The sequence below is a fragment of the Sphingobacterium sp. UBA7855 genome, assembly GCA_002500745.1.
Lineage (GTDB): Bacteria > Bacteroidota > Bacteroidia > Sphingobacteriales > Sphingobacteriaceae > Sphingobacterium.
In genome coordinates this window covers 206,396-231,802 of record DLST01000010.1, presented here as the reverse complement: position 1 = coordinate 231,802, position 25,407 = coordinate 206,396, and the positions used below count along the sequence as shown (strand labels likewise).

Below are 25,407 nucleotides of genomic sequence, written 5' to 3'. Positions count from 1 at the left end.
TTAAAGTGTGGGAACTACTGGTATTACATGGCCCTCATCGTCAAAATACAACCGATCCATACACACCTCGCGATTGAATCCTGCAGCGTCACCCATATCGATACCTTTGGGATAATTAAAACGATGGTAAACAATATACCATTCATCTTTACCTGGAATCTGCAAAATGGAATTATGCCCAGTTCCATATATCCCCTTTGCGGGATCTTTTTGTAAGACTAGATTATTTTCGGGAACAGTGATTGGCCCATCGGGGGTAGAGGCGGTTCCATAACGCACCCGATAATTTTCACTCCGAGTATCGTCTTCTGACCAAAAGAAATAATAGCGACCTTTACGGTAGACTACATATGCACCTTCGCGAAAGGTCTTATCGGGAGTTATGACTTTTAGCGTTTTTTTCTTGATGCTAACCATATCTCTGTTGAGTTCAGCTACCGCTAGATAGCCATTTCCCCAATATAAATAGCTTTTACCAGATCTTGGATCGTTAAACGCTGCGGGATCTATCTCCTGACCACCTTTTACACCTTCAGGTTTAAAATCTATCAATGGCTTTCCCGAATCCTTAAAAGGCCCTGTCGGCAAATCTGCTACCGCAACGCCTATCTTTTGCGCCGCCGTGAAATAATAATAGTATTTATAGTCGTCCTTAATTTTCTTTTCTGTAATCGTTGGCGCCCAGGCATTTCTAGGGCCCCAGGCAACATCTTTTTTCAAGTCCAAAATCACCCCCTCGTCTTTCCACTTGCTGAGGTCTGGGGACGAAAAGGTCTTAAAATAATAGCCGCCCCAACCGTCAAAACCATCGCTTGTCGGGTAAATGTAGTATTTTTTGGTTTTATTGGAATAAAGTACATCTGGATCGGCATAAAAACCATCCAAAACTGGATTCTTTCTAAAAGTGAATTGAATGTCTTTTGGTTTCCCCCATTTGCTAGTCAGATCAAGCAGTTCTTGTCTGGAAACAGGGATAATGGTACCATGTCTTGGATGAAAATCCATAACAATTTCATGATCAATCACTTTAAAACTATCCAAATCATCAGAGATACAAAATTGATATTTTCCTTTGCCATATACATCATACATCAGGATGTATTTATCTGACTGATTGATCTTAAAGACACTAGATCCTTCCACAGCATCGTTTGTCTGCTGTTTATATCCTGGCTGTTCAATCCATCTTCCTGACGTAAGTGAATCTGTTATCGCCAGTTTGATACCATTGCCATGTCCTTCGGTTTTGTAAAAGAGGTAGAAGAGACCATTCTTTTCAATAATATCGCCGTCAATACAAGATTTACCGTTTTTCGGCAGAAAAAGTACTTTAGGATCGGACTCAAAATCGGTAAATTCCTTATTTGCGTAAGCGTAATAAATGATATCGGGATCGTTTCCATGCTGCATAGACCAATACACCATATATTTCCCTACCGAAGGATCAAATATTGTCTGTGGTGCCCAAACCCTTTTCAAGGCTTCCTGGCCTTTAAAGCGCTGCTGAATATCGATTATTTGATGCGACCAATGTACGAGGTCTTGGGACTTTAACAAGACCATTCCGCGGTTGGAATCCCAGCCTTTGGAGGAGGTCATGTCAGTCAGTACCATATAAAATGTTTTCCCATCGTGGCCACGAAGAATATGTGGGTCTCGTACACCACCAGTTTTGCTGATAAGCTTTGAATCTAAGATGGGTTGATTATCATTTAGAGCTCTATACGTATAGCCATCAGTGCTAATGGCAAAACACACAGCCTCATCAGCTACAGCGTTCCCTTTAAAATAAGCGAAGAGGTAACCCGCAAAATCTTTTTCTGCTGGGCCATACTTGTATTCTTGTGCGTAAACTGCCGCCGCAATGTTCATCAATAAAAACGTAATAAGTGTTAATCGCATAAGGTATAGATTTATTAAAGGTTGATTTATTTCTCAAAAATATCCTCTTGATTCTTCTTACAGAACCAAGAGGATGATTAACTTACTGAAACAAATAATTAATAGCCAGGATTTTGCTCCAATTGTCCATTTGACGATAATATCTCAGACCGTGGAATCGGTAGCCAATAGTGCTTTTCTTCAAATCGGCGTCCTGAAAGCGCTTCCTTGCGCGTATACGTAAAACCCTCACTATTTTTATCTATAGTAACGCCATAAGCGGGGATATTTTCTGTTACCATCGCAATCTTCCATCTTCTGACATCATAAAAACGATGCTCTTCAAACGCTAACTCTACTCTGCGCTCGTAACGCACTTGCTTTCTAAATTCATCTTTTGACTGACCTATAGGAATTTCGGGCATATCGACAGATGGCCGTGTTCTAACCAAATTTAAAGCCTGTCTCGCTGTTAAGCTACCACCAGCAGGCAACACATCTGGACCATAAGCTTCATTTGCTGCTTCTGCAAAATTCAAAAGGACTTCCGCATAGCGGAAGTAATTCCAAGGTTGAAATCCCGCATTACCCCAAGGATTTTGAAGCGGATAAGCATCGTTCATAAATTTCCGCAGATAGTACCCTGTTTTAGAAGTATTCCAATTGTCAGTTCCTTGCGGACTATCTTGCCCTTTTGGTATAAATGTTTCCACGGCTCTACCCCTGTATAAAGCGCCATTGTATAAAATAGTCGCGTCAAAACGGGGGTCGCGGTTAACATAAGGATTTTTCGGATCGTAACCTGAAGCCGAGTTTACGCTGCCGTCCTCATTGAAAGGGGCTTTTCCATTTTTCATCTCATAGGCATCGACCAAGTTTTGGTATGGTGTATTTCCGCCCCATCCGCCATAGCCATTCGGTCCGTTGGCAATTTCGAGGTGCACGTGATTGGCATTTTTGGTGTAGTATCTTGCAAAAATAGTTTCTGGATTTCGATCTGTTAAAAACAACGATTGGTATCCGCCCGTGTATAGCTTGTACTTATTAAGGGCGATCACCTCCTGCGCTGCCTGGGCAGCGGCTGCCCAGGTTCCTACATTATACAATGGACTTGCAGCATACAAAAGTAATCTCGCTTTTAAAGCCATAGCTGCAGCCTTTGTGGCCCGCCCAGTGACCCAGGTTTTGTCGTTATTTTCAGCAGGCAGCTTTTCAATCGCTTCATTTAATTCCTTGATTACATAATCCATACCTTCTTGCATGGATTTTCTTTCAAAAAGACTTGCTTTGGTCAGATCATCCTTCAATCCATATACTGTATCTCCCACCAACACAACGCGTCCAAAATTTCGAATGAGATCATGGTACCTAAATGCTCTTATAAATTGGATCTCACCTTCCAATTGGCGCTTATGCAATGTACTCATCTGTATATTAGCCAAGACTTTTTTAGCGTAATTGCACTCACGGATACTTCGGTAGCTACGCCCCCAAAGCGATCCGGCAGCACCCAAATTTTCTGGAGACAATTGTCCTCGGGTAATAAGCCAGGTATTATCATCATTCGTATACATGGATTCGTCGGTCAGGGAAGACCACAGGGCATATTCAAATCCGCGACCGAAGCCCGGATTAGTACCATCTGCCTCATTGGATATTATTTTCTCACCAATATATCTATTGATGACAAAAGCTTCTAAAACGGCTGTATCTGTTTCAATCGCTTCTGTAGAAATACGATCAGTTGCTGTAACGTCCAACAAATTTTTGTTGCAAGCTGAAAAGATAGTCGTTCCCAAAGCCAAGGGCAGAAAATATTTACTTAAAGATTTCATCTGTTGTGTTCCTCCTTAGAATTTTAAATTTACACCTACATTAATAATTCGTTGCTGCGGATAAAATTGTCCGCTTCCGCTACTTCCCTCAGGATCATAATCCTTCACTTTTGTCCAAGTCAACAGATTGAATCCATTCGCGTAGAAGCGCAGTCCACCCAGTTTCCATCGCGAAAGAACCTCATGTGGCAGGGTATATCCTATTTCGACATTTTTTAACCGTAGGAAGGAAGCATTATTCAACCAAAAGTTATTTCCATACAGGCCTCCGCTGACCGCTGAAGAAGCACGTTCGGGAACCATTGGATATGTGCCATTCGGGTTATTAAATGGATTAAATCGATTGTCGGCCCAACTGCTATAGAAGTTCCCTACCGTACCAGATTCGGGAAGTACATGTTGGCTAACCCTGGCCTGCCCAGAAAATAATACTGCTGCATCAAAGTTTTTATAAGCCGCATTTAAGCTAAAACCATAGGTGATCTGTGGTATATTTCCATACTTTGTCCGCAGCATATCATCTGCGGTGATCTTACCATCCTGATTATAATCCTCGAAAATTAAATCGCCTATTTGCGCACCGGGAGCTTGCGGAGATCCTTTAAGATCCGTCTCAGTTCTATTTAATCCAATAGCATTATAGAGCAGATAAGTTCCCAAAGGTCGTCCTGTCTGACGTTGGTAATCTAACGTTCCGCTTGCCTCGTCAATGAAGATAATTTTACTCTTAGCAAAGGTAAAATTACCCGACATTCCCCAGCTAAATTCTCCCGGTTTTTGATAAGACAAAGTTCCTTCAAATCCTTCGCTATTCACCTTGCCAATATTCTCCGAAGGGACTAATGGTTTGGAACTGCTCTCTTTATAGGGACTGACAATACCTGAAACTCCCGGAATCGATGCATTTCGTTCGGTCAGAATATCTGATCTCTTTTGTTTGAAATAGATGGCCTCTAGTTTGAAATTTTTAAGAAATTGTGCATTTAGTCCAACGTCAAGTTTCTTCGATACTTCCCAAGTGATATCAGGATTGGCTAATTTCGCTAATTTAACATTCGGCTCGATCTGGCTTTTCTCATCTAAAAGAGCGACTAGGCCATTTCCTACGAGTGTATAATTATCAAAATATTGGAATGCATCCACATTATCGTTTCCAAGGCTACCGTAGGAAGCTCTCAGTTTTAAGTCATCTAAGAATCCAATCTTGTCGGAAAACCAATCTTCTTTGCTGATTCGCCATCCAGCGGATACGGAAGGGAAGTAACCCCAACGCTTGTTTGAAGGAAAAATTGACGAACCATCAGCCCTGAGCTGTCCCTCAAACAAATACTTTTCGCTATAATTATACGCTATACGGCTAATAACACTTTGACGGGTGTAATTGTTGCTATATCCCGAGTTGAGATAATCTGTAGCAGCAGCTCCACCTTGGGATAATTCGGGCAATTGCGTAGACAGATAATTGAAACGCTGTGCGTCAAAATACTCCAAATGTCGTTTACTCTGCTCATATCCCACAAAGGCACTTATGGCGTGATCTCCCAATTTTCGTTCGAAATTCAACTTAATATTACTTGTAATCAACGACTCGTTCGTATGCGACTCAGTCAGTGTAGCTTTATTGTTGTTTCCGCCAACTATAGACTCTTCATAGCTATCTTTTGCTTGCTTATATTCATTTAAAACATAAGGAACACTAAAATTTTTACTAAAATTAGTGGATTTATCTACTGAAAGAAAACCATCTACAGATAATCCTTCTACCCAAGGAAGTTGATAACTCGCTTTGAGGATACCGTTAAACACCTGCTTGGGATTGACCACGGTGCCACCTATATCGGTCACCATTAAAGCTGGATTAGAGCCTTCGATGCCCCTTGTAGGCAAGCCATTCGGATAATATGCACTTACTGTCGGATAAGCACGGTAGATCGAACGGAAAATATCTCCAGCCGACGCAATCGGGAATTTGCGGTCTTCTTGTCTGCCCGAAAGCGATAGGCCAACTTTAAATCGATCGGTAATATTGGCCTCCAGATTTGTTCTAAAATTATATTGCTTATATTTCGTGACACCTTTTTTGTAGATCCCGTCTTGATAGACCGAGCCTAAGGACATAAAATAGCGGACATCCTCCGTCCCTCCAGCAATAGATAGATTTTGTTGACTTTGTAAGGCGGTATTTTTTAGAGCGACATCAGCCCAGTTGGTATTCGGATACAATAAAGGATCCGATCCATCCCTAAATTTTTGAATCTGCTCGTCTGAATAGATTTGGTTCATTCCACCTGAAGAGCTGTTACCATAAGCGATTTCGTTCCGCAATAGCGCATATGTTGCGGCATCCGCCATTTTGGGCAATCTCGTTGGCGAACTAAATCCAAGGTTTCCGCTATAGGTGATGGATGGCTTACCACTCTTTCCGCGTTTGGTGGTTACTAAAATTACTCCGTTAGCAGCCCTATTACCGTATATTGCAGCGGAAGCATCTTTTAGCACCGAAATACTTTCGATATCGTTTGGGTCTAGGCGCTCCAGACCTCCGATCTGCCCCGGCACTCCGTCAACAACAACCAGCACATCATTACTACCCGTTGTAGCTTGGCCCCGCACCGTGATTGATGAACCATCATATCCAGGCTCTCCACTACGATTGTTGATCACCACTCCCGAAAATCTTCCGGCTAATGAGTTGGACAGATTTGGCTGCGGACTTTTTACGAGATCTTTTCCCTTTACTTCTGAAATGGAGCCCGTTAACGTGGCCTTTCGTTGCGTACCGTAACCTACAACGACGACATCTTCCAATACATGTTCATCACGTTCTAACTGAATAGTTAAAGTTGATTTTCCATCCAATGGAATTTTTAAAGTTTTATACCCGACAAATGATACGACGAGAATACCTTTATTGGCATTGAGTTCAAACTTACCGGACATGTCTGTCTTGGTCCCTTTACCCGCCCCTTCGACGATAACACTTGCGCCAAGAATCGGTTCGTTTGATTTGTTCAAAACCTGCCCCGTAATTTTCCCTTGTTGTGCATATACCAATGTTGGCGCAACGCTCAACAAGGTATAAAGAGAAACAATTTTTAGGTTGTTCATAAAGTAATTATGCTAATTAAACAGTAAAAAATATAATCAGGTTAGAAAAGACAAAAAGATGTCACACCATGGTTTATAGTGGTTATATCAGCGGCATCGCTGCCCTTCCTCCCAAGATTTATAATTGAATTATAAGCCAAACTTAGCGAGTTTTACCGCACCAAAACATATATAAATCCGTCAAAAAACATATAATATTCGGTCAAAATCGCTGATTAAAATCACCAAGAGCGTATTTTTTGGCTAATGGAAGTTATTTCCCCTTTCCATCTGATTTTTGGTATTCGGACGGAAGTTTACCAAATTCTTCTTTAAAACATTGACGAAAATAAATAGCGCTATTGATACCGACCAAGAAGGAAACTTCAGTCACATTGTGATTTCCGGAACGAAGCAGTTCGGCTGCCTTATGTATCCGGATCTTACGTACCAGTTGATTGATATTTTTCCCTGTAATCCCTTTAAGTTTCCGATACAGTGTCGACTGGCTCATATGCATCCGTTCTGCTAGCGTAGCGGCGTCCAAGACTTCATCCTGCATATGCTCTTCTACAATAGTGATAAAATCCTGAACGAATGTATTCTCACGCCATAAATCATCTTTCTCAATCATTTCCCCTTTTAATTCCGACGGATTATCCGATTTTAACTTTTGCAATACAACGGCATTCATTGTTTTTTGCTTCTGCAGAAGATTTTCAATACGTTTCAACAATAACATACTCCCAATGGGCTTAGTCAGATAAGAATCAATCCCAAGCTCATAACCACGTTGTCTATCCACATCGGTATCTCTTGCAGTTAATAAAATAATTGGGATATGACTTGTCACCCGCTCTGCTTTGAGCTTTTCTGCCAAAACAAACCCGTCCATATCGGGCATCATGACATCACTTAACACTAAATCAGGAACGACAGCTTGAGCACGCTCAAAACCTGTAGCCCCATTCTCGGCCGTCTGTACATCATAATGATTGCTTAACACCTTCACCAGGTACTCGCTCAAATCCACATCATCCTCAACCAAGAGTATAAGCGGACGAATAGGATCAAGCGACGGACGACTTTCTTCCACATTTGACGCCGGCTCTTCAGATTTTTTGGCGACCACTCGATTTAATAAAAATCGGACTGACACTGTTGTTCCGACACCTTCCTTACTGACTACGCCTATCTTTCCTTGGTGGATTGCTGTTAACTCCTTAACTAAAGATAAACCTATTCCTGTACCTTGAACTCCAACCTTGGAGATTTGATAAAATTTTTCAAAAATTCGTTCAATATCCTTAGCAGGAATACCACAACCAGTATCTTCTACCGTTAATACCGCCCAGTTGGCAAGATTGGTTTCCTCATATATTAGACTCAATCTGATATGACCTGAATCTGTATATTTATAGGCGTTTGATAAAAGATTATCGATAATCAATTGCATAATTTCGGCATCAAACAGCGTACGAGTTTCAACTTCTGGAAAATCCGATAATATTTGGAGCTGCGGCTTATTGTTTAGTGTTTTATATTTATGAATAATGTCGTTGAGCAAGTCACGTAAAGATCCGGATTCAAGTACCAAAGGTTTAAATTGTGATTCCACTTTGCGAAACTCCAGCAGCTGGTTAACCAACGTAAAAAGTCTATTCGCACTTTTCTGTACAGTCTGAACCAAACTTTTATTTTTTGCGGACAGTCCCCCTTCCTGTGATAAATCATCCAACGGCCCTAAAATAAGTGTCAATGGTGTGCGGAGCTCATGGGTAATTCGCGTATAAAAATTCATCCGCTCCGAGTGCAGCTGCTCATCCTGTTGATGCTGCCTCTCTTTGAGTTTCAATTCGGTTTCTGCTTTCATTCTTTTGAAGTAAAAGAAAATGAGTGTATAAACGATAAGCAGTATCAGAATTAAATAAACGATTTTAGCGCCTAAACTTAAATATATCGGCGGTGCAATCTTAATAAGCAGTCGCTGGTATGTCTTGGACCATTGCCCATTCTTCATCCGTGTCCGGATCAACAATTCATGATCCCCATATGGAATATTCCGAAAATCTAGATTCGTTTCATTCCCAAGGAAGATCCAATCATTATTGAGTCCTTGCAGTTGATAACTGAATTCAACCAATCCATCCAATGCGACATCCATTATGGCAAGTTCGACACGAAAGCTATTCTCCTTATAGTTGAGGTTAATCTCATTTTTAGGCGAGGGATACTCGTCTTGTTGGGTATTCGACTCACCGGATCGAAAAACAATAAATCGGCTTACCCGGACAGGCGATAACGGAAGATTTGAGGGGATCTCATTCGGATCAAAATAACATATTCCGTCTTGCATTCCAAAGAACAGCCTATTCTTCAAATCTTTTCCCACGCTACCATTAATAAACCCGCCAAGTGGTAGGCCAAATGACTGATCATATTGTAGAAAGCGATTTTCTAAAGGTAAGAACCTGAGCATTCCAGACTTCGTCGAACACCAGATGTGACCATTCTGATCCTCCGCTAGGCCATTGACAAACAGCCAGGCATTGCCGCCAGGAACGGACAATATTTTTAAGTCTCCAATTTTTTTCTGAGACTCCTGTAATGCCAAACCTTGGTTTGTTGCCACCCAAATGTTATTATTCCTATCACGCAAGAGATAGTTGATGGTATTATTTCGTAACCCATGCTCACTATCCATTCTTCGAATTAATTGATGATTGCTGTTGTAGATATAGAGGCCTTGTCCATAGGTACCTACCCACATATTATGCTGCCCGTCCTCGACTAGCGCCCTAGGGGCATAGTCACCTAACATTGGGTTATTAATCAGCACTTTTTCTACAGTATGTTTTATTGGATCATATATAAATATACCTTGATATCCAGCAATCCAAATTCCTCCGCGGTGATCTTCGTAAATTGCACGGACTTCTGTCACGCGCTCTCCAAGATCAATTTCATGCCATGTGGACGAGCCAGCATATCTAACAGCTACTCCACCTTTGCGTAAACCTGCCCAAACATGTTCATTGTGATCGCTAAAAGCAGTCAATATATAATCGTCCGGACTGCCGTCCTTATGCGTTATCTGTTTGTTCAAACGACCATCTGTACCCATCTCAATGATACCCGATCCTTCTGTTGTCAACCAAATTGTTTGGCTATTGCGAACGATGATATTACTTACTGTTGCTAGACGATCAGGCAGCATATTTTCTTCGGGGAATACATTAAAAAAAGGGTGAATGTGATTTATAACGCCGACACCTCCACCATACAAGCCCAGCCAAACATTCCCAAATCGATCTGCTGCAATACGTTGGACCATTGCATTATTACCCTTTCCCAAATCGATAGTTTTCAACTCTTTAACGCCCGAGATTTGCTGATCAAAACCATATGCTGGTTGAAAAAGAAAAAGCTGAGATGATTCGGCGCCGATCCAAATTGTATTTCCAATTTCCTCAATCGTATATACAAATGGTTCATTTCCATTTTTTGATGCTCCTGCCAATGGTATATGCATAGTTTCACCTGTTGAAGGACAATAGACAGCAAGGCCTCTTCGGGTGCCTATCCAAATGTTATCGAAACGATCACAAAACAGGGCTTTCACTTCGTTGTCGGGCAGTTGCCCTTTGGTATTTTGAACAGTCAATCTTTTGGAAAATTGATTAATAGGATTAAATATGGTGACCCCTTCATTTACATGACCAATATAGAGTATCCTTTTTCTATCTTCAGCCAATGACCAAATACTATTTTCGGGAAGACCAGGGAAGCTCTTTTTATTGAAACAGCGAAATTCTTTCTTTGTGATGTCAAAATGCTGTAATCCCTGATGGTAAGTTGCCAGCCATAGATTGCCGTCCGAACCTTTGATCATATCGGTAATATCGTTGGTAGCGATAGACTTCGGATTATTCGAATCGTGTGTATAATAACTGAATTTATTGGTCTTCAGATCGAGGACATTGAGCCCATTGGCACGCGTACCTATAAAAACTTTTTTATTATCGTACAGTAAGGTATTGATTTCATTACTATTGACAGACAATCCATCTGGTTTCTCCGAAGCGTAATAGCTCCTAAATGCTTTGCCCGCAAATCGATTTAAGCCAAGCTCTGTCGCTATCCACATAAATCCTTCATCATCATGAGCAAGGTCCAATACCTGTTGATTGGTCAGACCATCTTGAATAGAAAAAAAATGGGCGCGACTAGGCTGCGCAAAAACTTGGCTCAAGTGCCACAGAAAAATAACGACAACTAGCAAATTTTTCATAGATACAACATTCACAACACCATAAAATCTAACTCCACATTTAACCACAGTTTACTTTCAATTGAGATACACTGCGCCCAGACAGCAAACAGCTCATTATCAAATTAGCAAACAGGTTAAAATATCAAAAATAAGGTGTATTACACAATATTTCCTCGTCCAAAGGTTATTTCAGCGCTAAATATACTATATTATTCATAAATGTCGGTTAAACATTTATAAATACAAATGAATTGAATTCGCAGCAGTAAAAGAAGCGTTTTGCGATCGAATACCTGAAATATTGGTATATTGCAGCTCATTCTAACATACTTGTGGATTACAAAAGATTACAATTTATGAATAAAATTCTATCAACCATTCTTCTGTCCTGCGCCCTATACTTGCCAACGACAAACTTTGCGCAAAATAAAACTACCGTTCCGCAACTCATTCCTTTTCCTCAACAATTAGCATCCAATCCTGGTCTTTTTCAGCTAAAGGGGCAAGAATTGGGTTACTACATCGATCCAGCGCTATCTTCACAATCTTTGTCAGGATGGATCGACCTTGCGCTGTTCGGGAAATTGAATAAAAAAAGTGTTAAGCGGGCTAGCGCTTCACTGCAGTTGATCAAAGGTCAAGGACTCTCCGATGAGGGCTATGAATTGAAAATAGATCAAAAAGGTATTCAGATCATTGCTGCTTCGGAAAAGGGAGCATTTTACGGCTTACAGACCATTCAGCAATTATATTTACTTTCGGGCACAACAGCTAAACTGGCTCTTCCATATATTACAGTAAAAGATCAGCCTGCGTTTCAATGGCGCGGAGTCGAACTCGATGTTGCCCGCCATTTTTTTCCAAAAGAGTATCTATATAAATTTATCGATCTAATTGCAAGCTACAAGTTCAACAAATTCCATCTGCACTTGACGGACGATCAGGGTTGGCGGATCGAAATTAAGAAGTACCCTAAACTTACCGAAGATGGTGCCTGGAGAACGTATAACAACCAAGATTCTGCCTGCTTTGCAAAGGCCAAAGAAAATCCAGACTTTAATTTGCCCAAGGAATTGATCCGCACAAGAAACGGAAAAGAAGAGTATGGGGGATTTTATACCCAACAGGACATCAGAGACATTGTCGCTTATGCGCAGCGCAGACAAATAGAAATCATTCCCGAAATAGATATGCCAGGGCATATGATGGTGGCTACAAAAGCCTATCCCGAACTGCTGTTAGACAGCCAAACCGCCGGCTGGGGAAAACAATTCTCCGTACCGATCAGCCCCTGGAAAGAAAGCAGTTATACCTTTGTTAAACATGTGCTCAGTGAAATCATTGAACTATTCCCCTCCCCTTACATTCATATCGGTGCCGATGAAGTAGAGAAAGATTCTTGGGCAAAATCGGCTGCTGCTAAAGCTTTTATGGTAGAAAAACAAATTGCCAATTTACATGATCTTCAGAGCTATTTCATCAAACGGGTAAACAATTTTATCCGTTCAAAAAATAAACAGAGCATCGGCTGGGATGAAATATTGGACGGCAGCTCAGACACTAGCATGATGGTTATGTACTGGCGTGGCTGGGAAAAAAATGCACCTAAGGAGGCTGTGAACCGTGGGCACAGGGTTATTATGACGCCCACCAATCCGCTCTATTTTGATTATCTTCCAAATAGTAGCAGCCTAGATGCTGTGTACAATATGAGTGTGGTTCCTTCGGATATATCCAACCAAAAAGCACATTTAATACAAGGTGCTCAGGCCAATATATGGACAGAAATGATCCCCTCCACTGCGCGATTAGAGTTTATGATTCTCCCGCGTTTAAGTGCGCTATCTGAACGTGTATGGACCAACAAACCGTTATACGATAGCTATAGAAATCGTGTAATTTCCCACTTTGGACTTTGGGACAAAATGGGTTTGCGCTATCGCATGCCAGACCTCGAAGGTTTTGCCGAAACACAGGTAATCGTCGATGGACAATCGATATTAAGGGTCGAAAATGAACTTCCTCAAAATCCAATACATTATAGCACCGACGGTAGTCTTCCGACCCAGCAGAGCCCCGTACTGAAAGATTCGCTCGTTGTAAAAAAAGAAGGTCCGATTCGATTTGCAACAATCTCGTCTTCAGGAGCAAACAGTGAACTCTACCAAATTAATTTTAAGTATGATACCTGGAAAAAAAGTGTGAGAGTGGATGAAACAACATTGATACCAGGCCTTAAAGCAACTTTTTTTAATGGAACTTTTGCTAATACATCTGCCATTGCCGGTCCCGAAGTACGCCACGAAGTAATCAGCAATGTAGCACTAAGCGATACCATCAAAATACCTTCTTTTGGTGCAAAAATAAGAGGATACCTTTATGTCAAAGAAAAAGGAATCTATAATTTCTACTTCACTTGTGATGATGGTGGTGTCCTGCGGATACATGATCAGCTTGTCGTTGATAATGATGGACAGCATGCACCAATTATGAAAAGTGGACAGATTGCGTTAGAAGCCGGCTACCATCCAATTGCTGTAGATTTCATCGAAGCAGGCGGAGGATTCACCTTAAAACTTCAATATAGCGTGAAAGATTCACCGGTGATCGATATTCCCAAAGCATCCTTTTTCCATCAGAAAGATTAGTAAAATCGATATACAATTTAAAGTAGCATTATCCCCAGTGAAGTTAATAGCACTGGGGATTTTTTTATGTATAAAAAGCAAGCCCCGAACCTTCATTTTATATGAATGCGGGGCTTTCCTTCAATCCCTTTGCTACGAAAAGGAAATAATATCTTTTTTTCGGATTATCCACCCCATATAAATCGATGATTGAAAGAATCGAACAGGAGGTTCAAATCCAGCTTCTTCACAGAGCTCGGCTAATCGTTCTTCCGAGACATGCGACAATTCATGCTCGATTCTTCGCAATCTTTGAGCGACCTGTGTTTCATCTATCCCATCGGGCAGAAGAAGTCTCAACATTTGCAAGTTTTGTTGAATCTGCTCCTTATTGCCCGTAATATCTAATAATAACAAGGGTGCTTGCGACATCATTCTCTTGGAAATATCTTGCAGCATAGCCAATTTTTGGCCATTGTCTTCTAAAAAGTGTAATACAAGTAAAAGTGTCGCAGCACCATATTGCATCTCTTCGTCCAAATCACCTACCACACCTTCGACAAGATGAACATTTTCGTCCGCTTCAAATTTTTCCAGAGCCTGATTAATCATCTCCGGTGACGGATCTACCCCCGTTATTGTCCAAGATTCTGCTGTGTCAACAAAACGTTCTATTTCATTTCCTGTGCCACATCCGACCACCAATAAATCCTTATTTTCGGTTTCTCGGAGGAGCTTAGGCAGCTGATCTAAAAAATAATGGTAATTGGGGATCCAGGTTTCAACAAATTGATCATAGCCACTTGCACGTTCATTTTCAAACAGTTCTATTGTATTCATGATAATAAAAATAATCGTTTAACTTACATAAGTAGAGATATACCCTATCTTGTTCCAATAGAAGCAAAGATAACTATTTAAAATAATTCTAAATAACATTTACTCATAGTCATCCATAGTGGTAGGTGAAGCATGCAATTGCTTTAAATTTGAATTGCTTTAGGCTATTTGACCGTTACAGCAAAAGCGTATTCATCTGGAGGAAGACATTGTGAAGCATCACAAGCTTGCCATTCCACAGTACCTTTTACTGTCGCAGCTCCTTTAATAAGAGAAACTTTTTGTTGAAAGATAACTTCATTGGTAAAATACCCTACATCCATTTTGAAAACCTCTTCATGTTTGATCTTGGGTTTTGGTTCAGCGGTATTTCCGACTAGCGCATAATCAGTAGCTTTACTGAAATTAAAGGAAGTTGGTATCGGACCGCCATCTTTCACATGTTGGGAATAGATGTGCCAACCATTTTGGATAGTCGCCTTAACGTAAATAATTGCTTCCTTGTTATTGAGTTTTTTACTGGCCACAGTCCATTTAACGGGTTTATGAATCTGAGCAAAAGCACCCGTAACGGAAAACATAACCAGGGCTACTAAAATTAAAATCTTTTTCATCTTTTATGAATTTTTAAGTTTATTATTTCATTGGCAGTACATCTGTCCAGTATACTCACTACAAGAGCCTGAACCTAAATACGCACATCAATATTCGTTATAAACAGAATAAAACACAACCATATCTCATTTAAACGATAAATTTTTCAGAAAATAACACTATATACCGCATTATTTTCATTTATAACCGTGCAATTTTCTCAATTTCAATAATAAGTTCAAAAAAACAATATACATCAAACAATAGCTCAGGCTAGATCATACGCTTTGCCGATCAGGACACTCTAAGGAGTAATGTGGTAGGGCAAATGGACCTTAGTCCGCTTGATACAATTTAATACCGCTTCGCCATATCAAAATGCAACCGAAAAAATCCGTAAATGGAAAAAACACAAATAAATAACAAATAGTAGGATGCAGTTAACGATTAAAAAGATTAAATATAGTAAACCATCGTTCGATAAATATTGTTATTCAATAAACATATATATTTATTACTATGGGAAATTTATTATATACTATTGCAGTTATTTTGGTACTCATATGGGCGATCAGCTTTTTCGGCGGCTTTGTTGGCGGGGGACTAATCCATATACTATTGGTCATTGCTATCATAGCAGTTCTCCTTCGTGTTATTAAAGGAAATGCGTAACGGGTTGGGACGTTGCTCAAGTCACAGAAAAGGCTCCTCAAAATTCAATATTGAGGAGCCTTTTTATACATTTGATATGAGCACACTATAGATTGAGATCTCCCTCTTTACCTATATCTTCTGTCTCGCCTGTTACTTTCGCTTTAAGCATTTTGAACAGGTTAACAATCATATTCGAATTTGAATCCCAGTAATGAGCTTCTTGAGGAGTAACTTTTAACAACTGAATATTTGGATCCTCTTTCCCTTTCTCAAACCATCCCTCCATCATCTTATTCCAATAACGATCTATCCTTTCTTGATCCCGGGAAAGACTCGCATCGCCATTTATACTGAGAAAGGTATAATTCCCAGGATCTGCATAAAACAAAGAAACTCTTGAATCTTGTGAAAGATTTGTAAATGTTTCGCTTTCTGCTGAACAGATGTACCAAATGTTACCTTCTTCATCAACCTCTTGTCTACTCATAGGGACACCATGTGGATAGTCCGAATCTTGTGGAAAAGAGCATACTGTACCTACGTCAATCTTATCAACGATTTCTTTTAGCTTTGCTAAAGCGTCTTTATCGCTTAAATTATTCTCTGCCATAATATTATTTTTAATAAAGAACAACATGCCCCCCTAAATCGTTTTCGATTTAACCAAATTCAAGCAATATATCTTAACTAAAAGGGTAGGATATTTTTAAATTAAAACACGTACTTCTACGCGGCTATTTTACTAATAATATTAGTATTTTTACAGATGTAAAAAGAATGGATTGATTATGTTTGGATTTGACGATAAACTACAAATACTAGCGGATGCAGCTAAATATGATGTAAGCTGCAGCTCAAGTGGAAGTAAGCGAAAAAATAATGGTGGTTTAGGTGATTCGTCAGCAAGTGGCATCTGCCATACGTATACTGAAGATGGACGCTGTGTTTCCCTTCTAAAAATCTTAATGACTAACTTTTGCATTTACGATTGCTCCTTTTGTGTGAGTCGGCGTAGCAATGATGTACAGCGAGCAGCATTTTCGGTCAAGGAAGTTGTCGAATTGACGATGAATTTCTACCGTCGAAATTATATTGAGGGACTTTTTTTAAGTTCTGGTATTTTTAAATCTGCAGATTATACCATGGAACGCTTGATGTTAGTGGTCAAGAAGCTTCGAACTGAAGAGCGGTTTAATGGCTATATTCATCTGAAGGCTATTCCTGGAGCAAGTGAATCTTTGTTAAAGGAAGCAGGTCTTTATGTTGACCGTATGAGTGTAAATCTCGAAATACCTACTGAAGCAGGACTAAAACTTGTCGCTCCCGAGAAGGATCATCAATCTGTTCGCGAACCGCTGACAATAATTAAAAATGAAATCCAAAATGTTCAGCAGGACAGAAAAACCAATAAAAAAATACCTTTATTTGTACCGGCAGGACAAAGTACTCAAATGGTTATTGGAGCAACACCAGAAAGTGATTTCCAAATTATGGAGGCTGCAAATACATTCTATAAAGATTATAACCTCAAAAGGGTGTATTATTCGGGTTACATTCCTATTAACGCAACGGACTCCAACCTTCCTCAAATTGGTACAGCTCCACCTCTGGTTCGTGAAAATAGACTTTATCAAACAGATTGGTTACTTAGATTTTATGGCTTTTCGCTTCATGAAATCCTTAATAGTAAACATCAGGACCTCGATCTGGAAATAGATCCTAAACTTGCTTGGGCTCTTCGCAACCCTCAATTCTTCCCTATCGACATAAACACCGCTACATATAGCTGGATCATAAGAATTCCGGGGATAGGAAGACAATCCGCTAGAAAAATAATACAGGCACGGAAATTTGGCAAATTAAAAGAATATCAAGTTCAAAAAATTGGAATAGCTTATAATCGAGCGAAATATTTTATGCTATGTCAGGACACATTGATCACTGCGGGCTTTCACTATCCGGAAAAGATCAGAAAATGCATTCTGGAACATAATCCCCAATCGCAAATAAAAGGTCCGAATAGCCAATTAACTTTATTCTAATGGACTATATTTTTGACGGCAGTTATTCCGGTTATCTGTGTTGTGTATTTGAGGCGTTTGAAAGGAAAGAGTTTGATAGTGTTCCTAAAACAGGAAAAGCGACGGAAATTGTTCTTTTTTCGGAAAAACGGCTGATTCCAACAGATAATAAGAAAGCGATCCGCATTCTCACAGGGATGGAAAAAATAATTGGAAAGCAAAGTACGATTTTTTTCTACCATAATTTCCTGTCCGATAATGATATCGAATGGCTCAATGGATTTCGGCTGATAGTAGAACTATTTCGCAAAAAACAATTGGATATACATAATTATGGTTATCCCCCTATACTTCGTTTGCATCAATCAATTAAGAAGATCAATCGGGAACGGCACCGTATGAAAGCATTTATACGGTTTGTCAAATCTAATGACCATCTGTATACTGCCGTTGTAGAGCCCGATTTCAATGTGATTCCACTTGTTGTACAATTCTTTAAAAATCGATTCGCAGACCAATGTTGGTTAATTTATGATTTAAAACGAAATTATGGCTTTCACTATGATGGAAATACTATCGTCGAAGTATCTCCAAATGAAAATGATGAAATTCGAGATCCATATCAGGTAGAAGTGGATCTCGATCCTCAAGAAAAGGCTTATCAGCATCTTTGGAAAACCTACTTTAAGAGTACAAACATTGAATCACGTAAAAATCTGAAACTTCATTTAAGGCATGTTCCGAAACGCTACTGGAAATATCTAGTAGAAAAGACATAGCTTTCTAAGCAAGTAAAGGATTAGAGATCAAATAATCATCATTATCTTGATCCACCAAACAATTTGCTTACCAACCAGATTACAAGAGCAACAACTACGACAACCAATAGAATACCAGACCATACGCCGGCTTTAAATATGCCTTCAATCGCTGCACAACTTGATACGAGCACCAATAAACTTGACATTAGCGCAAATGGAATTATCTTTTTCATAAATATCTATTTTAATTATTAATCTGTATTAAAGACAATATTCACATGAAAATGTTTTACAGCAAACATGTTCGGGTTATTATTACCGCAAACTCGGGTCTAACTTATAATTTGATAGAATTTAATACCCACATTACACGTATTTTTTTGTTAAAAAGTGAAAACTTTACGCAATTTACCCCTTAAAAATACGGATAGCATATGGATAACGGATTTTGGGTACAGCGTTTGATTCTAATTAATCAAATAGAAATTAGTTAAGAAACAATAATTGAATAAAGATATGGACACTATCGACCAAAAAGCACAAAAAATGGGATTAGAAAAAGGCTATTATCTACTATTGATGGCTATTTTAGATTTGCCTGCTGAAGAAGAAAAAAAATCCAGAAAGAAAAAATAAGTTTGGATCTCCCCCGCATCAGTTATGAACGGATAAGAGATTTAAGTCAAAGCCTTTTCCAGCGATATGAAAAAGGCTTTTCGTATTTTTGATAAAGTAATTATTGCTCCATTATTGGGCATAGCAATGATGAGTCGTACTATTGTTCGGTCATTGACAATAACGTATATGAATTTTAAAATTCAATTAAAAGCCTAAAAACACGTCCAGGATCGCTTAGCCATGATGTTAAAGCTAATTGCGCATCTTCTACGCGATACACTCCTGTTATAAGTTGCTCTATTGGGCACTTTTTCATTTTCAAATAATGCATTACCGCTGCAAAATCTTTTGCTGTAGCATTACGTGAACCTCTGATATCCAATTCTTTTTTGACAAAAAACTGTGTATCAAAAGGAATAGCTTCTTTTGCATAACCGATATAGATAACCCGGCCTGTATACGCAGCGGCATCAATCGCCGCTAAATAGGTTTCCTTGCGTCCTACGGCTTCAATAACTACGTCAGCCCCCATGGCGTGCGTCAATTTATCCAAACTAGCCGCCAAGTCTTCCTCTGCGCTATTGATGGTAAATGTCGCTCCGAGACTTTTAGCCAACTCAAGTTTTTCTTTACTCACGTCAACTGCTATAACGGTGGCACCCCGTAAAGCAGACCGAACAATCGCCCCAACTCCGATCATGCCACATCCCAACACCAATACGACATCGCTGTCGGTGACATCGGCCCGATCTACGGCGTGGAAGCCTACGCTCATAGGTTCCACCAAGGCCAATTCTTTTGACGATAGTTGGCCACCCACAATGACCTTTTGAATGGGCACGACAAGGTATTCTGTCATGGCACCGTCGCGCTGTACGCCCATCGTTTCATTGTAGCGGCAGGCATTAGGTCTATTATTTTTACATGCAGTACAAATACCGCAGTTCGAATACGGATTTACCGTAACTCTAGTACCAATCTTAATATCAGTTCCAACATTCGTCCCCAATTCAACTACCGTTGCCCCAATTTCATGTCCAGGTATAACTGGTAGCTGAACTAATGGATTTAAACCCCGAAATGTATTCAGATCAGAGCCGCAGAAACCAACATAATCTATTTTTAAAAGGACATGTCCATCCTTAAGGGAAGGCTGAGGAATTTCCGTGATTTCCACAGATCCCTCTTTTACTATTTTTATAGCTTTCATTTATAAATGGCATCAATTTAAATAGCATTGCTATTGTTATTTATCACAACAAAGCTCAAGATCAAACTGAAGAGATTTACTGTCTTGAGATCTTTGATACTATGATATAGCCAAAAATAATTATATAGAACGGATAAAGAAACTCCATTAACGATAAAAAATGACACAATATCGATCCAAGCGCAAGGATTCACTAGCGTACTATTAGCAGAGAATGTAAAAAATTTGCAAGCTAGATATCAAACACTTAAATGCTATTTTTAAAAAATAAATATGAAAAAAAACTTCATATACAGATAAATGAACTATAACATTTTCAATATTTTCACTTTAAAAACGCTATTCTTTTTAAGAAAACGACTAATATTGTAGCTAACTATTTCTTCTTCGGGTGATGATAAATAACGAAAATAATAAACTTGATTTTACACTATTGAACATTGGTTATGCGGAACATCAGGCGAATTGGAATTTCAAAGATATTCAGAGTCCGTTTGCGCGGATACATTATGTGTGTGAAGGAGAAGCATCCATAATTTTAGCGGACGAAACCATCAAACTTCGGCCGGGACATCTCTATCTCACACCTGCATATATCGAACATAGCTACGCTTGTTCCGCTAAACTATCACTCTACTATATCCATATCTATGAAAATCCAGCGCTAAGATCGAGTATTTTCGACCGCTACTCTTTCCCGAAGGAAATCAAATCAGATCAGCTGTTAGCTACAGTCATTCAGCATCTCTACGAGTTAAATCCAGGTCGTGAGTTAAAAATGTATGATCCGAAAGGGTATGATAATTCAACAGAATTAATGAAAAACATGGCGCTGCAAACGGCGTCACCTATCGCCAGAGCAGCCGAAAACCAAGCGATCATTCATTTATTAATGAGCCGATTTCTGGCCGAAGCGACGAACAAAATACCGCAGGTGGAAAAACGGCTTTTGCGTGTACTTGATTACATCGACGAAAATATCCATCATCCGATCGCTATAGAACAACTTGCCAATCTGATTTTTATATCCAAAGATCACCTTATCCGACTCTTCAAAAAACACATGAATGCCACACCTGTACATTACATCAATCAAAAGAAAATAGAAAAAGCACAATTGATGATGTTAATCGATGAAGATAATATCCAACAACTGTGCTTTAAATTAGGTTTCGAAAATATCTCTTACTTCAATCGACTATTTAAAAAATTCACAGGTGAAACACCCATGAGTTACAAACGCCGAATAGGTAGATAAATCGTGCTTCAAATCATCTACGACGACAATCCATCAATTGTTATCATGTGACCGTTCTCATCATATGTTAACTCAATAACTTTCATGCTTCTCAACCAGGTCTTTCCTCCTGAGGGAACTGAATCATGATAAAATAGATACCATTTACCTTTGAATTCCAAGATACTATGATGCGTGGTCCAACCAACCACTGGCGATAGAATTACACCCTGATAGGTAAATGGACCATATGGATTGTCTCCAGTGGCATAACAGATTAAATGACTATCTCCAGTAGAGTAGGAAAAATAGTATTTCCCTCGATATTTGTGCATCCAAGAAGCTTCAAAAAATCGCTTTTCCGTATCACCATGTTTCAATGGGATGCCATTTTTATCCAAAATAACAAGATCCTTTGGCTCCTCCGAAAATTCAAGCATATCAGCAGACAGCTTCACAACTTTTGGAGACAAAGCATCTTCGTGATCTTGAGGCAATTCATTGGGTGATATAATCTTATTATTTCGATAGAATTGGAGCTGCCCCCCCCAAATACCACCAAAATATAGATAATACGCTCCGGTAGTATCTTTAAATGCACACGGATCAATACTATAACTGCCCTTAATTGGATGCTCCTGTGGAACAAATGGCCCATAGGGCTGACTTGCAACAGCGACACCAAGCCTGAAAACATCATTTTTATCCTTCATGGAAAAATACATATAATACTTTCCGTTTTTCTCCGTCACATCTGAATCCCAAAGCTGACGACCAGCCCAAGGAATGTCTTTTACATCTAACACCTTACCATGATCAACCACATCCCCCTGAATATCCTCCAGAGAAAATACGTGGTAATCCTGCATATCGAAATGGTCTCCATTGTCATTTTCCGGTATTCCACTTTCTCGATCATGAGAGGGATAAATGTAAATTTTATTTTCAAAAACATGTGCTGATGGATCAGCCATATAATCTTTGGGATACAAATACTTGCTCTTATTCATGCTTACTATTTCTTTTTTTTTTGTGTTAATGAAGTGATATCTTTTAAAAAGGGCTTAGGCTGATAATTCCGGTCAAATAATAATGGATAGTCTGTACGTCCCGGAATAGGCCAACCATTCTTCCATGAATCTCCGTCACCAACACCCCACAACGTCACACGCGATATTTTATCCTTATGTTTGAGGTATAATTTAAAGAACGCTACGTATCGCCTCCCCAACTCATCCATTTTCGCTGCCGGCAGCCCTTTTTCGTATGGATTCATCTCCTTGGTATAAGCATATTGCTCTCCAATTTCGGCGCCCATATTAGGTCGAGCATGCGGCAAAACCGAAATATCCATTTCAGTAACCATTACTTTCGCATCAAGTCCCGCAAATCCGAGTATAGTTTTTTCGACCTCATCAATAGGTGGATTATCCAGTGCATTGTGCTCTTGCATACCAATTCCGCTGACGCGACCACCCGCTGCTTTTACTTGACGGATCATTTTAATAATGCCCTTTCTTTTTTCCGGAACGGCGGTTGAATAATCATTATAATATAACTCCGCATTTGGATCTGCCTCATGTGCAAATTTAAATGCCAATTCAATAAACTGAGGACCAATAATATCGTAAAATTTACTTTTGCGCCACTCTCCATTATCCAATATGGCCTCGTTCACCACATCCCATCCGTGCACCCGTCCTTTATAGCGTGATACTACGGTATGAATATGCTTTTGCATGCGTGCTATAAGTACGTCTCGGGTCACCTCTTTCCCATTTTTATCCACAAAAAACCAATCTGGTGTCTGGGAATGCCAGATGAGCGTATGCCCAATAATTTGCATTTTATTTTTTTCTCCAAACAATACGAAACGATCCGCATCTTTAAAATCGAACACGCCTTCCTGCGGCTGCAGGAACATACTTTTCATACAATTTTCCGCTACAATGGAATTGAAATGTTTTTTGACGACCGCTACTGCGGCGGCATCCCGCTCCCAGATTTGATCAAGGTTTAAAGCCGTTCCTATAAAAAACTTACCTTCAAATGCATCCTTCAAAGTCAACGAATCAGGTGCCAGCTTCAGTTTTTGCAAAGCAGCTGAAGCAGATAGATTTGATAGTAAGGCCGCTACAGCCACAACAATAGTTTTTAACATCTTCATGATTTATTTTTTAATTAATAAGTATGTCTAGACTCTATGTCCTGATTGATCGCATCAATAGTCCTATCGTCCAGTTCGTATTTGGAAATAACATACATGGCCACTACCAAGAGTATCGCTGGAATAATGGCTACCAACCATAGAATTCCCATTTCAGCACGTGCTGACTGGACTGTTGCATTATCTTTATCAAAGTTAACATATGCCAACACGAGCCCCGGCACCACACCCCCAAGAGCCATCCCAGCTTTGTAAAAAATACCGGTAAGTGCATTGACAATACCAGAAATACGCTTCCCAGTTTTATATTCGCCATAGGAAATGACTTCAGGAACGAGCGCCCACATATATCCCGTTGCGACAATTACTCCAGTCGATTTGATAAACTGAGCAGTCAATACCAAAACAATATTTCCTTTGAGGCTTTCATTGGATGAAATGACATATAGCATCAGCATTCCGAGGATTGCAATAGTCAAGAAAACATAGAACATCTGCTTTTTACCAATTGCGCGTTTGATGGCTGGCACTAAAGGCATAAAAATAAAAGCAGGCAAAGATCCTAATGCCATAAAATATGGTAGCATATCCGGAGCATGTACATTATAAATCATGTAGTATGATCCTGCCGAGTTACCGATTGCCATCATAGCAAATGCAGTAATGAAAAAAAATGCCAAAATACGCAAAGGGCGATTATGCTTAAATTCTCGCCACAGGTCGGAAACCTGGACATTATCCGTATCCTTCTCATCCATAATGACACGTTCTTTTGTTTGTGAAAAGCAAAAGATTAAAAGCACTAATCCAACTAAAGCATAGATCAGCATCGTTGCAAACCAGGCTTCGGCAGAATCTTTCGAGTTTATCTTTCCATCTGGAGAGAAATACTTTACGACGAGCGGTACACCATATCCAACGGCCAGCCCCCCCACGTTCGCCATAAACATACGTGTAGACGTTAGTTTTGTAACCTCATCCGTATCTCTGGTCAAGGAGGCATTTAAGGCACCATACGGAACATTCACCAATGTGTACAACATCGATAAACCAACATAGGTGATATAAGCATAGGTTAAAGATCCCGAAAAGCCATTCCAAAAACACAAAATTGCAAATCCTGTCAAAGGAATTCCTCCCAGCACCAAATAAGACCTATACTTTCCCATTCGAGGATTTCTTTTATCAACAAATGCGCCCACGATGGGATCCCAAAGTACATCGACAATTCGAACAATGAGAAACATCACTCCCGCAGAAGCTGCAGAGATTCCATAAACATTGGTATAAAAAATCAGTAGATACATTGAAACAGTCTGGTAAATGAGATTCTGTGCGAGATCCCCAGCACCAAACCCTACGCGCTGCTTCGTTGAAAGCTTGTAAAAACCTTTGAAAGGCTTCACTTCTGTCCTATTTTGGTCCATATAATTGGTTATTCGATTAGTTGTATTACAATAGTAAAATTACAAGTAGCTTTTTTTCATTACCCATTACAAATGTTTTATATTCCAATAAAAATGTTTAAAAATCCCGCTTAACAAAGAATAAACCGAAAGAAATCGTCATCGTGATTACTAAGTCGTTATTCTAAAAAAGAAC

At 39.6% G+C, this 25,407-nt stretch carries 18 protein-coding genes and 1 pseudogene; 7 read left to right on the top strand and 12 right to left on the bottom strand.

The annotated features are described in order from the left end of the window. From B2107_RS07170 to B2107_RS07155, 4 genes are all read right to left on the bottom strand, one after another. Window positions 1-1,902, bottom strand: a complete 1,902-nt coding sequence (locus B2107_RS07170) for a family 43 glycosylhydrolase (RefSeq protein WP_293954476.1) — start codon at window positions 1,900-1,902, stop codon at window positions 1-3. Between the two features lie 98 nt (window positions 1,903-2,000). Further along, entirely contained in the window at window positions 2,001-3,716 is a 1,716-nt protein-coding gene (locus B2107_RS07165; protein ID WP_293954474.1) for a RagB/SusD family nutrient uptake outer membrane protein, read from the bottom strand. Window positions 3,717-3,731: 15 nt separating this feature from the next. Continuing rightward, window positions 3,732-6,824 carry a SusC/RagA family TonB-linked outer membrane protein gene (locus B2107_RS07160; protein WP_293954472.1) on the bottom strand — a complete coding sequence of 1,031 codons (3,093 nt, stop codon included), beginning with the start codon at window positions 6,822-6,824 and terminating at the stop codon, window positions 3,732-3,734. A gap of 253 nt (window positions 6,825-7,077) precedes the next feature. Beyond that, window positions 7,078-11,094 carry a hybrid sensor histidine kinase/response regulator transcription factor gene (locus B2107_RS07155; protein ID WP_293954470.1) on the bottom strand — a complete coding sequence of 1,339 codons (4,017 nt, stop codon included), beginning with the start codon at window positions 11,092-11,094 and terminating at the stop codon, window positions 7,078-7,080. A 338-nt stretch (window positions 11,095-11,432) separates the two neighbouring features. On the opposite strand from B2107_RS07155, the gene B2107_RS07150 reads away from it, so the two are divergent. Further along, window positions 11,433-13,724 carry a family 20 glycosylhydrolase gene (locus B2107_RS07150; RefSeq protein ID WP_293954468.1) on the top strand — a complete coding sequence of 764 codons (2,292 nt, stop codon included), beginning with the start codon at window positions 11,433-11,435 and terminating at the stop codon, window positions 13,722-13,724. Window positions 13,725-13,856: 132 nt separating this feature from the next. Here the strand turns inward: B2107_RS07150 and B2107_RS07145 are convergent, their stop codons facing one another. After that, complete coding sequence (locus B2107_RS07145; RefSeq protein WP_293954466.1) at window positions 13,857-14,543, bottom strand: class I SAM-dependent methyltransferase; 687 nt, start codon at window positions 14,541-14,543, stop codon at window positions 13,857-13,859. 164 nt (window positions 14,544-14,707) lie between these two features. Then, window positions 14,708-15,157, bottom strand: a complete 450-nt coding sequence (locus B2107_RS07140) for a protein-disulfide reductase DsbD domain-containing protein (RefSeq protein ID WP_293954464.1) — start codon at window positions 15,155-15,157, stop codon at window positions 14,708-14,710. A gap of 315 nt (window positions 15,158-15,472) precedes the next feature. Here B2107_RS07140 and B2107_RS07135 point away from each other — a divergent pair. Both B2107_RS07135 and B2107_RS07130 read left to right on the top strand, forming a co-directional pair. Then, window positions 15,473-15,556 (top strand): annotated as a pseudogene (locus B2107_RS07135) (ClbS/DfsB family four-helix bundle protein); the annotation flags it as partial. A gap of 100 nt (window positions 15,557-15,656) precedes the next feature. Continuing rightward, on the top strand, window positions 15,657-15,809 hold the full coding sequence (locus B2107_RS07130; protein WP_112376008.1) for a lmo0937 family membrane protein: 153 nt from the start codon (window positions 15,657-15,659) through the stop codon (window positions 15,807-15,809). Window positions 15,810-15,894: 85 nt separating this feature from the next. Here the strand turns inward: B2107_RS07130 and B2107_RS07125 are convergent, their stop codons facing one another. Beyond that, window positions 15,895-16,401, bottom strand: a complete 507-nt coding sequence (locus tag B2107_RS07125; RefSeq protein ID WP_293954462.1) for a pyridoxamine 5'-phosphate oxidase family protein — start codon at window positions 16,399-16,401, stop codon at window positions 15,895-15,897. A gap of 178 nt (window positions 16,402-16,579) precedes the next feature. Here B2107_RS07125 and B2107_RS07120 point away from each other — a divergent pair, with 178 nt between their 5' ends. Both B2107_RS07120 and B2107_RS07115 read left to right on the top strand, forming a co-directional pair. Further along, complete coding sequence (locus B2107_RS07120; protein ID WP_293954460.1) at window positions 16,580-17,833, top strand: putative DNA modification/repair radical SAM protein; 1,254 nt, start codon at window positions 16,580-16,582, stop codon at window positions 17,831-17,833. Continuing rightward, the gene (locus B2107_RS07115) at window positions 17,833-18,591 is read left to right on the top strand and encodes a TIGR03915 family putative DNA repair protein (protein WP_293954458.1); all 759 of its coding nucleotides are present in this window, start codon (window positions 17,833-17,835) and stop codon (window positions 18,589-18,591) included. The genes B2107_RS07120 and B2107_RS07115 overlap by 1 nt, the downstream gene beginning before the upstream one ends. A 41-nt stretch (window positions 18,592-18,632) precedes the next feature. Here the strand turns inward: B2107_RS07115 and B2107_RS07110 are convergent, their stop codons facing one another. Then, window positions 18,633-18,806 carry a hypothetical protein gene (locus B2107_RS07110; protein ID WP_209574955.1) on the bottom strand — a complete coding sequence of 58 codons (174 nt, stop codon included), beginning with the start codon at window positions 18,804-18,806 and terminating at the stop codon, window positions 18,633-18,635. A gap of 271 nt (window positions 18,807-19,077) precedes the next feature. Between B2107_RS07110 and B2107_RS07105 the strand changes: the two genes are divergently transcribed. Next, window positions 19,078-19,209 (top strand): hypothetical protein, encoded by a 132-nt coding sequence (locus B2107_RS07105; RefSeq protein WP_293954456.1) that lies wholly within the window; start codon window positions 19,078-19,080, stop codon window positions 19,207-19,209. A 175-nt stretch (window positions 19,210-19,384) separates the two neighbouring features. Here the strand turns inward: B2107_RS07105 and B2107_RS07100 are convergent, their stop codons facing one another. Further along, window positions 19,385-20,401, bottom strand: a complete 1,017-nt coding sequence (locus B2107_RS07100) for a zinc-binding alcohol dehydrogenase family protein (RefSeq protein WP_293954454.1) — start codon at window positions 20,399-20,401, stop codon at window positions 19,385-19,387. Between the two features lie 394 nt (window positions 20,402-20,795). On the opposite strand from B2107_RS07100, the gene B2107_RS07095 reads away from it, so the two are divergent. Further along, complete coding sequence (locus tag B2107_RS07095; protein ID WP_293954452.1) at window positions 20,796-21,659, top strand: AraC family transcriptional regulator; 864 nt, start codon at window positions 20,796-20,798, stop codon at window positions 21,657-21,659. A gap of 17 nt (window positions 21,660-21,676) precedes the next feature. Here B2107_RS07095 and B2107_RS07090 read toward each other — a convergent pair whose 3' ends face one another. From B2107_RS07090 to B2107_RS07080, 3 genes are read right to left on the bottom strand one after another with little or no spacing between them, the layout of a single operon-like run. After that, entirely contained in the window at window positions 21,677-22,648 is a 972-nt protein-coding gene (locus B2107_RS07090) for a glycoside hydrolase family 43 protein (RefSeq protein ID WP_293954450.1), read from the bottom strand. 5 nt (window positions 22,649-22,653) lie between these two features. Continuing rightward, the gene (locus tag B2107_RS07085) at window positions 22,654-23,805 is read right to left on the bottom strand and encodes an endo-1,4-beta-xylanase (RefSeq protein WP_293954448.1); all 1,152 of its coding nucleotides are present in this window, start codon (window positions 23,803-23,805) and stop codon (window positions 22,654-22,656) included. A gap of 14 nt (window positions 23,806-23,819) precedes the next feature. Next, window positions 23,820-25,232, bottom strand: a complete 1,413-nt coding sequence (locus B2107_RS07080; protein ID WP_293954446.1) for an MFS transporter — start codon at window positions 25,230-25,232, stop codon at window positions 23,820-23,822. Between the last annotated feature and the right edge of the window lie 175 nt (window positions 25,233-25,407).

What these genes read in the sequence shown, in the direction of transcription:
- B2107_RS07170 (WP_293954476.1), bottom strand. Translation starts at nt 1,902, where the DNA reads ATGCGATTAACACTTATTACGTTTTTATTGATGAACATTGCGGCGGCA.
- B2107_RS07165 (WP_293954474.1), bottom strand. Translation starts at nt 3,716, where the DNA reads ATGAAATCTTTAAGTAAATATTTTCTGCCCTTGGCTTTGGGAACGACT.
- B2107_RS07160 (WP_293954472.1), bottom strand. Translation starts at nt 6,824, where the DNA reads ATGAACAACCTAAAAATTGTTTCTCTTTATACCTTGTTGAGCGTTGCG.
- B2107_RS07155 (WP_293954470.1), bottom strand. Translation starts at nt 11,094, where the DNA reads ATGAAAAATTTGCTAGTTGTCGTTATTTTTCTGTGGCACTTGAGCCAA.
- B2107_RS07150 (WP_293954468.1), top strand. Translation starts at nt 11,433, where the DNA reads ATGAATAAAATTCTATCAACCATTCTTCTGTCCTGCGCCCTATACTTG.
- B2107_RS07145 (WP_293954466.1), bottom strand. Translation starts at nt 14,543, where the DNA reads ATGAATACAATAGAACTGTTTGAAAATGAACGTGCAAGTGGCTATGAT.
- B2107_RS07140 (WP_293954464.1), bottom strand. Translation starts at nt 15,157, where the DNA reads ATGAAAAAGATTTTAATTTTAGTAGCCCTGGTTATGTTTTCCGTTACG.
- B2107_RS07130 (WP_112376008.1), top strand. Translation starts at nt 15,657, where the DNA reads ATGGGAAATTTATTATATACTATTGCAGTTATTTTGGTACTCATATGG.
- B2107_RS07125 (WP_293954462.1), bottom strand. Translation starts at nt 16,401, where the DNA reads ATGGCAGAGAATAATTTAAGCGATAAAGACGCTTTAGCAAAGCTAAAA.
- B2107_RS07120 (WP_293954460.1), top strand. Translation starts at nt 16,580, where the DNA reads ATGTTTGGATTTGACGATAAACTACAAATACTAGCGGATGCAGCTAAA.
- B2107_RS07115 (WP_293954458.1), top strand. Translation starts at nt 17,833, where the DNA reads ATGGACTATATTTTTGACGGCAGTTATTCCGGTTATCTGTGTTGTGTA.
- B2107_RS07110 (WP_209574955.1), bottom strand. Translation starts at nt 18,806, where the DNA reads ATGAAAAAGATAATTCCATTTGCGCTAATGTCAAGTTTATTGGTGCTC.
- B2107_RS07100 (WP_293954454.1), bottom strand. Translation starts at nt 20,401, where the DNA reads ATGAAAGCTATAAAAATAGTAAAAGAGGGATCTGTGGAAATCACGGAA.
- B2107_RS07095 (WP_293954452.1), top strand. Translation starts at nt 20,796, where the DNA reads ATGATAAATAACGAAAATAATAAACTTGATTTTACACTATTGAACATT.
- B2107_RS07090 (WP_293954450.1), bottom strand. Translation starts at nt 22,648, where the DNA reads ATGAATAAGAGCAAGTATTTGTATCCCAAAGATTATATGGCTGATCCA.
- B2107_RS07085 (WP_293954448.1), bottom strand. Translation starts at nt 23,805, where the DNA reads ATGAAGATGTTAAAAACTATTGTTGTGGCTGTAGCGGCCTTACTATCA.
- B2107_RS07080 (WP_293954446.1), bottom strand. Translation starts at nt 25,232, where the DNA reads ATGGACCAAAATAGGACAGAAGTGAAGCCTTTCAAAGGTTTTTACAAG.